Below are 10925 nucleotides of genomic sequence, written 5' to 3'. Positions count from 1 at the left end.
TTTTTAGAGATTGGAATCTAGTAGCAGACGGAACTCGTATAACACAGGAGTTTGCGTCTTTTTTAAAAGAAATCAATAGATTCCAGTCCAAATGACTGCAATGCCATTGCTTCTTTCTATGGAGTAACTGGCAGGAATTTACAGTATCAATACAAGGATTTTTTAAGCGATTTTAAAACTTGGAATCAAAAAGCACATGCTAAAAAATGGCTTCTTTTTCCAAAAAATATTGGAAAACGTTTGTCAATAGACGAGATCTCTCTTTCTAATAGCAAACTCTACACTATCTTAACCAATAAAGCAGGCAAAGGTAGAAAAGGAACTATTGTAGCAATGGTTGCAGGAACCAAGACAGAAACTGTTATTTCAGTTATTGAAAAAATCCCTCTTAAACAGCGAAAACTAGTCAGGGAAATCACTTTGGATATGGCAGGAAATATGGGACTTATTGCCAAGAAATGTTTCCCAAACACAGCCCGTGTCACAGCCCGTTTTCATGTTCAAAAGTTAGCTGCAGAAGCTATGGAGAAAGCCAAGAAGTCAAATGCAAGGTTCGAATTCAAAACACTTTCCAATGGAGATACACTTAGACAATTACTTGCCAGAAGCCGATACTTCCTGTATAAAAACAAATCCAAATGGACTCAAAACCAAATAAAGCGTGCTGCATTGTTATTTGAGTTGTATCCTGATATCCATAAAGGAAACAATCTTACACAAGAGCTTCGAGGGATCTTTGAGAATACAATCGATAAAGTCATTGGGTTTGCAAAATTAGCCAAATGGCATGAAAAGGTATATCAGTCAGGATTTAAATCCTTCAATACAATTTCTAGAACAATTACAAACCATCTTAAACTACTTTGACAACAGAAGTACTAATGCTTCGGCGGAATCTTTCAATGCAAAAATAAAAGCGTTTAGATCAAAGTTCAGAGGTGTACGAAATGTTGAATATTTCCTTTTTAGGCTAACTAATATTTATGCTTAATTTTTAATACTCCACAACTTTTCGTATTGATCCCTTTAAAGTCTCAAATTGAAAATGCGGAGGATAAGCTTATAAGCGGTGACATTAACAAAGAAAGATTCGAAAGTATAATTGAACGTATAAACGGAAAGTTAGGTGTTGTGAGCAATGAAATTGAGGTTCTTAGTACCAAGACGGATTCAATGAAAACGTTTGTGGATTCAGGTCTTGAGTTGCTTACTAACATGGATAGGTTGTTTCATAATGGAGATTATGATGAGAAAAGAATTGTGGCGGGTTCAATTTTCACTCAAAAACTAATTTTTGGAAATGATGATTGTCGAACCACTCAAGTGAATGAAGTAATCAACGTTTTGACTAGAAATAGCAAGGGTTCGGAAAGGCTTAAAAAAGAAAAAGCTGTCAAAAATGACAGCTTTTCCGTTAAAGTACCCGGAGCCGGAGTTGAATCCCCTCAATTAGGCAATTTTACAAAAGACCCAAAAATACTGCAAAAATCATTAATAAACCCTTATATTTAGACACTTTACAGAGTTTTAAAAACAATTTCATTGTCTAATAAAATTTAATAAAATAGAATGAAATCTTAAAACGGTTGGGCAACGGTTGGGCAACTTTGTAAAATGTACCACAATTTTTATTATTTTTGAAGTGTTCAAAAGTTCAACGTTCAAAAGTTTTAAAATGGCAACAATTCAATACCGATTAAGAAGCAAGGCAAATAAAAACGTTTCTATCAAAATTCGTTTATCAATCAATAGAGATAATGTATTTGAGTTAAATACAGGCTTCACAATTAACCCAAAAGACTGGAGCGAAGCAACTAGCCTACCCAAACAAAACAATCCCGAAAACAAACTATTATCTAACAACCTCAAAAAGTTAGAAACCTTTGTTTTAGACAACCTCAACACCGATTTAGGAAGAAGCATTTTAATAGATGGTTTATGGCTCGAAACTAAAATAAACGATTGCTTTGAACGTATTGAAAAAACAGACACCGGCTTAATAGTAAATTACATTCAGGATATTATTGATAATTCAAGTACGCGAAAAGTTAAAATCAAAGGAGGTTACAAATTAGGCTTATCAAAGAGTAGAGAGAATAGTTTTATTTCTACAAAAAGCATAATTTCAGAATATGAAACCAAAACAAAAAAGAAAATCCATTTCATAGACATAAACGAAAATCTAGTTGACAAACTGACTAACTGGCTAATCAAAACAAAAAAGTATGCAATAAATACAGCCTCCAAACATATTGCAAACATTAAAACTATTAGCATTGAAGCCGAAAAAAAAGGCATACAGGTTAACGCTTATGCAAAACAAATCAATATTTTTTCCGAAAGTGACGAAGACCGATTTATACAAACTTTATCCTTTGAGGAATTGGAAACCATAAGAACCGCAGACATAAAAAGCGAAGCATACAACAACGCTCGTAAATGGTTGCTAATTGGTTGCGAAATTGGGCAACGTGGCGGGGATTTAATGAATATCACAAAAGAGGACATTCGATATAAGGGCGGAAATATGTATTTAGATATAATACAGCAAAAAACAAAAAAAGCGGTTACAATTGGCATCATTGCACCTCACGTGATTGACATAATAGAAAACAGTTTCCCTTATAAAATAAGTACTCAAAAACTCAATCTTTACATTAAGGAAGTTTGCAAAATTGCAAAAATAGAAACCCTTACCGAGGGCAAAATATTTGATGCAAAAACAGGACGTAAAGAGCTAAAATTTTATGAGAAACACAAATTGATAACCTCACATAGTTTTAGACGCTCATTTGCCACGAATTACTACAAAAAAATACCTACAGCCGTACTAATCGGAATCACTGGACATTCAAAAGAAAGTTTGTTTTTGACCTACATAAACCAAAGAGAGGACAAAGACAGCAACGCTGATTTATTTATGAAATTCTATGAAGACCTGAACAAAGACAAAAAAACTGAAATGAAGTTGATTAAAAACGGAACTGATAATTAAAAGTATTTTATGATGGAAAATGAGGATTTAAAAAAGGCTTTTGATTTTGACTTAAACATAGACTTTAACGAGCGTAAATACTCAAAAGAAGTATTAAAGTTTGTAAAAAACTATTCTAAAAAATCCGGACTGGAGAAATTAGACTTTATTGAAAAAGGATCTAAAAACTACAACCCCGAAAGATTTTTTAATTTAATTAACGAAATTGAACACGCTTTCAAAAAAGTTGAAAAAAAAATTGATTTACAAGATAGAGAACTAAATAAGTCGCAGGAATATGGCGAGAAGCAAATTCAAGAAAGGGGCAAAATTCAAAAAAACAGAGATGCTTTAAAACAAGCAAAAGATAGTTGGAAAATAAATCTAAATGAATATTTCAAAAGATTTCATTCACAAAAAAGTTTTCAATTAACGGTTTCAACCAATGATAACCCAATAGAAAAACCAAATAAGGACAAAACAAAAGAAAACTGGTTTATAATCGGAGTTAAGTTTGCTACTGGTGAAATGCAACAAATGTTAAAAGAAAATACCCCCCCAGACGTTGCAGAAATATTAGGCAATAAAAAAGGCTTTAGACCTTATATAACCTCAACATTAGGCACAAAAAAAGAGAGTTTAAAATATAAAGACAAAAATATTTACACAAGAAAAAAAACAGACATTGAATTGATTTTAGACTATTGTAAAAAAAATAACTTAATAGTTTGTCAAGAATTTAAAGACGAAATAAAACATATTATAACAGATTAAATAATTAGTACTTAAACGGTACGGTACTGCAATGTAGTACCAACGAAATAGAATCAATTTTGTCAAAGCATTAACAAATAAATACTTTGCAAGATGGCACAAATTCAATTTATTGGTACAACACCACAAGAACTACAAAACCAAATAAGCGGGGAAATTAAAACCCAACTTGAAGACTTCCTTAAAAATTTCGCACCAAAACAACCAAATGATTATCTGACTAGAAAACAGGTAAGCGAGATGTTTGATGTAGATATATCAACAGTCGCAAATTGGCAGAAGTCCGGCAAGTTACGCCCTCTAGGAATTTCAGGACGTGTTTATTTTCTACGATCAGAAGTAGAAGCAAGTTTAACACCTTTAAACGGCTAAACCAATCATTTTAATTTATCGGAACATTGAGAGCAACAAAAAAGGGAGTTGTTCACGCTCCCTTATACTTTGTTCAAAAGTTAGTTTCACAAAGGCAATTGTAAAACCGTTTTCAAAGATAGTAAAATGTTGGATTTTTTAAAACTTTCCATTATAGATATTTCATTGATAAATTATCTAGAGAACCATAATTTACTAGAATGGGTAAAAAGTGAGGACAAGATAAATTTGTTTGATTTTGAAGTAATTAAAACCAAAACCGTAAAACACTACAAAGGAATTTTCTTTTGTTTTTACTCAAATAGAATCGACATACTTTTTAAACCGCATTACTATTTTAACAACAACCTGCACAACGCAAATGATTTTAAAATAGTTGATTGTATCAAAACAATTTCAGAGCTTAAAACAGCCTTTGAAATAGACTTAAAACTCTTGAAAGTTGTAAATATTGAGTTCGGTATAAACGTTTTATCCCCGATTGACATAAAGAAACTAATAGCCTTTATACTATACCACGAAAAGAACGAATTTAAAACAGATGTTGGACTGGCATTTAGTAAAAAGAGTTTTAGAGCAAATCCAAACGGAACGATTAACCTCTACAAAATAATTAAGGCATACGCCAAAGGCTTGCAATTCCCTCAATATTCAGACATGAATACATTCAGGTTTGAAATAAAAAGTAAACAAAGTAAATACATCAATCAATTTGGTATCTACACAGCAAATGACTTACTAAATTTTGATTGTTATTTCAAAATGGCAAATGAAATAAAAAATGAATTTGACAAGGTTTTGTTATTGGATTGTGAAACGGATTTTAAAAGCCTAACCGGAAAGGAACAAATAAAAATCACTAATTATCTCAACACTCTAACTTGGTTTAACATTAGTCAAGATAGTTACAGGAATCGATTTAATAAAGAAAAAACAAAGTATTACAGCCTTGTCAATAAAGTAGAAAATAACCTAAAAAAGCAATTAGATAAAATCATTTTTGACAAACTGGAATATTTAAAAACCGGTGCAATTTCCACACATAAAGAGAATGTAAAAAGCGGTGCAGTTTCCAATATATATAAAGGTGGAATATGCACCCAAAAGGATAACGAAAACGAGAGTAAAAAGGAAGTCGCTAAAAAAACATTTTGCAGGATAACCAAAGTAGATATTTCGATGCAAAAAGACGACAGTATTTTATTAAGTCATTCCGGATTGAAACACTATTACAAAAATGATAATGGGGTATTTGAAAGAATCAAAAATCAATACTTATCAAAGGTTTGGTTTAACTCTAGTTTTGAAATTCAAATAAAAGAACTGGCTCACAATATTCGAAACGCCAATAGCAATCAACAAATAAAGCAAAGGCGACTTTATCCCCAAAATCAACCCCAATTATTTGGATAAAAATAAATTCGAGAATAGTTCTCGAATCACAACCCGCAGAGATGCACAATATTTTAAATTATGACAAAAGAAGAATTGAAATTAAAATTCCCTGAAACATACAATGAGATTGTACAGGACGGAGTAATGCAAGAGCGCAAAGAAGCCCTTGCAAGAATTGAAGCCGAAAAAGAAACCGAACAGGCTTTTAACTTTAAACTTAATTAAATTATGAAAACAGAAAAATTATTGATTAGCTCAGATCAATCGACAGCCGAAGCAGAAATATCAAAATTACAATCACATATCTCAAAACTCAATGAATTACATACCCTATTTGAAAATTTAGACCTTGGGAAAATGGATCAAAAAATGGCTTTATCTTTACTAGCAGACAGAGGTCAAACTGTATCCGAGATTTTCTTGAATATAATTGCATCTAATTGTTTTTCCGTTGGAAACGTTAATAAGCACTTTGTACGTAAACAAGTAGAAGCACAGCAAGGAACTGTTGACCATTTTAAAGAGGAAGTAAGAAAGGTTTTAGAACAAATAGGGCTTTACTTTGACTATAGTAAATATTCTTATAACGAAACTGACCGCACTTATTTTGTTTCGGACAAATCAAAAGACGATGTTATTGAAAACCATAAAATTTATTTAACAGATCCGAAAGAAATCGAATTGTATTTAGAATTCGAAAAGACATTTAAGTCATTGGAAAGTTTAGATAAAGCTTTATGTAAATACAAAGGAAACACCACATACTACAGCCTTATGCAATACTTTGAGAATACAATCCATTTAGGAGGCACAACACTATCATTCAACAAGAAAAAGGTTTTGGAGTTATTCCGAAAAACCCCAATATTTTAAATAATTAAAAAATTGAATTTGGTTTGATTACTTGAACCCCTGTTGATTTTCCGCTTATCTTCAGGGGTTTGTTTAAATCGAAATAATTTAAAAACAAAGTATTATGAAATTAACTAAAAGAAAAGAAGCTTCGGAAAAAGGTAATCGAATTTCTTGGTTAGATCCCGTGAAGAAAAAAAAGTCATTAGTAGAGGCCAGGGAAAGGTATTATCAGGCACGAAGAGATTTAGGTTTAAACTCATTCACTAACTCCCATAGAGAGACTTTAAGAATCAAGAAGTATAAACAGTATTATAATTTTATTGCTATCTATTTGATAAAAAACAAAATCGATTCAAAGGAATTAATGCGATACACACGCAGATTAAACATTCCAAATCTGTACATTAACGATTTAAAATTTAAAGAAGCAATTGAAAGATTTGTATCTGAAACAAATAAGGCACGTGAGGGCGTTATCACATTTGATATTGCTTTTGAGCTGATAACAAAAAGCCTAACCATCAAAAAAGAGTTGTTCCCTCATCAAATAGCACCTATCCGAGCAAGGGAGAACAGAAAGGCAAGAGACAAGGAAGACAGACAAAAAAGAGACACGAAAGGCAATAACTAATAACATAGCCTTTAAGCCATCAAATCGACTTAGACGTTAACTGATATTGAAATTTGTTTTTAATTCAAACAGTACATTATAACACCCCAGTACACAAGTTCATCACATAGGTAAAAGGTACTGTAAACGTATAAAACCGATCAGTGCAAGAGGTTGCATACTGAATCTAAAAAGCAGTGACACCACTTTTGGGCAATGCAACGTTTTCCTTTATTAAATTTCAATTGTTTTGAAGTTTAATAAAGGATTTTTTATTTGTGAAGTACTGGTTTTATTGAAAAAAACAGAAGTTATTGCATTACAAATATAAAAAAACATTGCAACAAAACAGATAAATATTAAAACCATTATTACGCTTAACTATTAGAAAACCTCATTTGAGTAAATCAATTTCAAATCAAACAACGCATCCACAACCTCCACAACAATAATAAAACTTGAATCAACTTGTTAAACACATTAAAGAAGGCCTTAATAAAGGTTCTATAAAAGAGTATTCTAGCTGACTGTTATCATTTGGAGAGTATAAAAACCTCTAACCTAAACTTTATCACCCTTTTAGAATAGCTACTACTTACACCCTGATTATATTATCAAAATAAAGACAAAATATTTTCAACTATAAATTAGGTAGTTTATCAAAACTAAATCACTTTGAAGAGAAGTGTAGAAGTTTACCTAAAAAGGAACTAAATTTAGAAACTGATTTAACAACACCTTAAAAGCATATCATTTATAACTCTTAGCATCACTAAAGCACAGTTAAGAAGTTGCAAGATTTTAAACCCGAAATCAAAACCAGTAATAAACTCCCCCAGAGTGGGAAAACAAATATTTCAATTTTATAGTAAATATGTAATTCCGATATATTTTGAAGAAGAATTATGAAACTAAGTATTTAAAAAAACTGCATCTATATAATAATATTTAGCAGAAATTTAAAATGGTTGGGCAATGGTTGGGCAACTCTAAAATAAAAAAGCCTGTAATACTTGAAAAACAAGTGATTACAGACTTTTTAAGTACCCGGAGCCGGAGTCGAACCGGCACGGTTTCCCACAGGTGTTTGAGACCAGCGCGTCTACCAATTCCGCCATCCGGGCTTAGCTAGACTGAAATAATAAACAATTACTTCAAACGCAATAAAGAGACAAAATGTATTAACAATTATCTTTTCCTTTAACACGGTGCAAATGTAAAAAATATTTTTAAACATTCTAATAAAAATACTTAAATTTTTCCTTTCAGAGTTGAATTAATTTTATAAATTTGCACCTCGCTAAAAACGATATACACAACTAACTACACCCGAGGCAGATACACACTTTTATGCTATTGACAAATGCCATTAGCCGAACTGTATGGAACGCAGCGGAATAAAAACAACAAATTAAATGTCACACCTAGAACCAGAAGCTAAAATTTTTGCTTGTTCAAAAAGTGAGTATCTTGCAGAGAAAATCGCAAAGGAATATGGAATTCCATTGGGAAAAATGACCATGTCAACCTATAGCGATGGAGAATTCCAACCTTCTTATGAAGAGTCTATAAGAGGTTTACGCGTATTTATCGTTTGCTCTACTTTTCCAACTGCAGATAATTTAATGGAACTGTTATTAATGATTGATGCTGCAAAGCGTGCATCAGCAAGACACATTACAGCTGTTATCCCATACTTCGGTTGGGCTAGACAAGACAGAAAAGACAAACCAAGAGTGCCGATTGGAGCAAAACTGGTAGCCAATTTACTAGATGCTGCTGGAGCAACACGAATAATGACAATGGATCTGCATGCAGATCAAATACAAGGTTTCTTCGAGAAACCAGTAGATCACCTTTTTGCATCCACCATCTTTTTACCATATGTAGAAAGTTTGGGGCTGGAGAATTTAACAATTGCTTCACCAGATATGGGAGGATCAAAAAGAGCTTATGCTTATTCTAAATTTTTAAATTCTGAAGTAGTAATCTGCTACAAACAAAGAAAAGCAGCTAATGTTATTGAAACAATGGAACTTATTGGAACCGTTGAAGGCAAACATGTAATCTTAGTAGATGACATGATTGACACAGGAGGAACTTTGGCGAAAGCTGCCGATTTAATGATCGAAAAAGGAGCCTTAAGCGTGAGAGCAATCTGTACACACGCCATTTTATCAGGAGGTGCTTACGAAAAAATAGAGAATTCAAAATTATTGGAACTAATCGTAACCGATTCTATTCCGTTAAAAAAACAATCCGACAAAATTAGAGTAGTGAGTTGTGCACCTCTTTTTGCCGAAGTAATGCACATGGTACACCACAACAATTCCATCAGCGGGAAGTTTTTAATGTAGATTTTCTTAGTCCCCAGTGATTAGTCCTTAGTGATTAGTCAGCTACTAAGGACTAAAAAACTAACCACTAAGGACTAAAAAAGAGTTTAATTAATAACTATTATAAATATTTACAATGAAATCGATTACAATTAAAGGATCAGAAAGAGAAAGCGTGGGCAAAGTAGCTACTAAAGCCTTACGTAATGCTGGAGCGGTTCCTTGCGTTTTATACGGAGGAAATCAAGCAGTACACTTCTCAGCAGACGCTGCAGCGTTCAAAAACTTGGTTTACACTCCAAACGCACACACAGTTGTGATTGAGCTTGGAAACGGTAAAACTTTCAACGCAGTTTTGCAAGATATCCAAGTACACCCGGTATCTGACAAAATTTTACACATTGACTTCTTTCAAATCCATGATGACAAAGAAATCACTATTGAAGTTCCGGTAAAAATCATTGGTAACTCAAAAGGAGTTATGGCAGGTGGAGATTTACGTTTGAACAACCGTAAATTAAAAGTTAAAGCTTTACCAAAAAATCTTCCAGATTTCGTTGAAGCTGACATTACACCTCTTGACATGGGTAACAAATTATACGTTACTAAAGTGCCAACGCCAAACTTCAAAATCATGCACCCAGACAATACAGTAATTTGTCAAGTGAAGATCTCTCGTGCGGCTATGAAAGCTGCTCAAGAAGCTGCAAAAGCTGCAAAAGCTCCAGCAAAAAAGAAAAAATAATACTTTTTCAATCTATATCAAAAGCATCAGTTTCACAACTGGTGCTTTTTTTTTGAGTAGAAGCGAAAGATGAGGCATTTTCAGAAAGCATGGATTCCCGCTGTCCTTCCAAATCTTTTATTTTTTTAAGAAAAGTTTTTACAAAAAAAACATCAAAGATTAAAAACAGGCAAAATGATAGTGAAATAAAGGCTTTACAGTCATTTTATAATTTTTGGTAATGAGATAAAAAGCAGTAAAAAGCAAGGATTTGAAAAAGTAAGGTTCCAAAACGTTACTTAAAAAAACAACAAAATTATAATAAAATACTGTTTTTCAGATAATTGTATTGTGTTTCATATTGTTTCGTTGCTCACATAGGTTTAATTTTAACATTAAGAATTGTGAGTATGAAAACGACAAAAAAATCAACGTTTAAGGTATTGTTTTACCTTAAAAAGAACGCCCCAAAGAAAAACGGGATGGTTGCAATTATGTGCAGGATTACCGTAAATGGTAAACAGTCTGCATTGAGTACAAAATTGGATATTTCCGCATCAAATTGGGACTTGAAGTATGGTAGGGTTTTAGGAAAAAGCCATGAAGCCCAAGGCATAAACAACAAGATTGATAGAATCCGTTTGGATATTGAGGAATGTTATTCTAAAATACTAAAAAACGAAGGAGCTGTAAATAGTGATCAACTCAAAAATACCTTTCTCGGTATGGAAAGCGGAGAACTGACCTTTTTCAAATTCTTCGAACAGTTTCTTTTAGATTTTGAGAAAAAACTAAACCACTCTGCACTGAAAGTGCAGAGGTTTGTTTTACGAGGGACTGAAAGTCCCTCATTTTTTCATTCGAGAATGAAATTTGAATTATCAT

The 10925-nt window shown here is 32.5% G+C and carries 11 protein-coding genes, 1 tRNA gene and 1 pseudogene; 12 read left to right on the top strand and 1 reads right to left on the bottom strand.

Annotated features, from left to right (window positions below; all coding sequences use genetic code 11):
• Positions 1-240 precede the first annotated feature (240 nt).
• The 9 genes and pseudogenes from C8P67_RS21470 (at position 241) to C8P67_RS21435 (ending at position 7001) form a co-directional block, all read left to right on the top strand.
• Positions 241-991 (top strand): annotated as a pseudogene (locus C8P67_RS21470) (ISL3 family transposase).
• 26 nt (positions 992-1017) lie between these two features.
• Complete coding sequence (locus C8P67_RS21465) at positions 1018-1512, top strand: hypothetical protein (protein ID WP_115815249.1); 495 nt, start codon at positions 1018-1020, stop codon at positions 1510-1512.
• A 163-nt stretch (positions 1513-1675) separates the two neighbouring features.
• Entirely contained in the window at positions 1676-2995 is a 1320-nt protein-coding gene (locus C8P67_RS21460; RefSeq protein WP_115815248.1) for a tyrosine-type recombinase/integrase, read from the top strand.
• A 12-nt stretch (positions 2996-3007) separates the two neighbouring features.
• Complete coding sequence (locus C8P67_RS21455; protein ID WP_115815247.1) at positions 3008-3748, top strand: hypothetical protein; 741 nt, start codon at positions 3008-3010, stop codon at positions 3746-3748.
• 93 nt (positions 3749-3841) lie between these two features.
• Positions 3842-4120 (top strand): helix-turn-helix domain-containing protein, encoded by a 279-nt coding sequence (locus C8P67_RS21450; protein ID WP_115815246.1) that lies wholly within the window; start codon positions 3842-3844, stop codon positions 4118-4120.
• Between the two features lie 126 nt (positions 4121-4246).
• Complete coding sequence (locus C8P67_RS21445; RefSeq protein ID WP_115815245.1) at positions 4247-5533, top strand: hypothetical protein; 1287 nt, start codon at positions 4247-4249, stop codon at positions 5531-5533.
• Positions 5534-5593: 60 nt separating this feature from the next.
• The gene (locus C8P67_RS22240; protein WP_170141509.1) at positions 5594-5740 is read left to right on the top strand and encodes a hypothetical protein; all 147 of its coding nucleotides are present in this window, start codon (positions 5594-5596) and stop codon (positions 5738-5740) included.
• 3 nt (positions 5741-5743) lie between these two features.
• On the top strand, positions 5744-6388 hold the full coding sequence (locus C8P67_RS21440; protein ID WP_115815244.1) for a hypothetical protein: 645 nt from the start codon (positions 5744-5746) through the stop codon (positions 6386-6388).
• 103 nt (positions 6389-6491) lie between these two features.
• Positions 6492-7001 (top strand): hypothetical protein, encoded by a 510-nt coding sequence (locus C8P67_RS21435; RefSeq protein ID WP_115815243.1) that lies wholly within the window; start codon positions 6492-6494, stop codon positions 6999-7001.
• Between the two features lie 1023 nt (positions 7002-8024).
• Here C8P67_RS21435 and C8P67_RS21430 read toward each other — a convergent pair.
• Positions 8025-8104 (bottom strand) — tRNA-Leu (locus C8P67_RS21430).
• A gap of 291 nt (positions 8105-8395) precedes the next feature.
• Between C8P67_RS21430 and C8P67_RS21425 the strand changes: the two genes are divergently transcribed.
• The 3 genes from C8P67_RS21425 to C8P67_RS21415 all read left to right on the top strand — a co-directional run.
• Positions 8396-9337 carry a ribose-phosphate pyrophosphokinase gene (locus C8P67_RS21425; protein ID WP_115815242.1) on the top strand — a complete coding sequence of 314 codons (942 nt, stop codon included), beginning with the start codon at positions 8396-8398 and terminating at the stop codon, positions 9335-9337.
• A 115-nt stretch (positions 9338-9452) separates the two neighbouring features.
• Entirely contained in the window at positions 9453-10061 is a 609-nt protein-coding gene (locus tag C8P67_RS21420) for a 50S ribosomal protein L25/general stress protein Ctc (RefSeq protein WP_115815241.1), read from the top strand.
• Between the two features lie 389 nt (positions 10062-10450).
• The coding region (locus tag C8P67_RS21415; RefSeq protein WP_245980565.1) for an Arm DNA-binding domain-containing protein at positions 10451-10925 on the top strand (475 nt) is incomplete at its 3' end.

This window comes from Flavobacterium aquicola, from assembly GCF_003385115.1.
Classification (GTDB): Bacteria; Bacteroidota; Bacteroidia; order Flavobacteriales; family Flavobacteriaceae; genus Flavobacterium; species Flavobacterium aquicola.
This window is presented reverse-complemented; position numbering and strand designations above follow the sequence as displayed.

Coding starts and splice junctions, on each gene's coding strand:
- C8P67_RS21440 (WP_115815244.1), top strand. CDS start 5,744: ATGAAAACAGAAAAATTATTGATTAGCTCAGATCAATCGACAGCCGAA.
- C8P67_RS21445 (WP_115815245.1), top strand. CDS start 4,247: ATGTTGGATTTTTTAAAACTTTCCATTATAGATATTTCATTGATAAAT.
- C8P67_RS21435 (WP_115815243.1), top strand. CDS start 6,492: ATGAAATTAACTAAAAGAAAAGAAGCTTCGGAAAAAGGTAATCGAATT.
- C8P67_RS21425 (WP_115815242.1), top strand. CDS start 8,396: ATGTCACACCTAGAACCAGAAGCTAAAATTTTTGCTTGTTCAAAAAGT.
- C8P67_RS21460 (WP_115815248.1), top strand. CDS start 1,676: ATGGCAACAATTCAATACCGATTAAGAAGCAAGGCAAATAAAAACGTT.
- C8P67_RS21455 (WP_115815247.1), top strand. CDS start 3,008: ATGGAAAATGAGGATTTAAAAAAGGCTTTTGATTTTGACTTAAACATA.
- C8P67_RS22240 (WP_170141509.1), top strand. CDS start 5,594: ATGACAAAAGAAGAATTGAAATTAAAATTCCCTGAAACATACAATGAG.
- C8P67_RS21450 (WP_115815246.1), top strand. CDS start 3,842: ATGGCACAAATTCAATTTATTGGTACAACACCACAAGAACTACAAAAC.
- C8P67_RS21420 (WP_115815241.1), top strand. CDS start 9,453: ATGAAATCGATTACAATTAAAGGATCAGAAAGAGAAAGCGTGGGCAAA.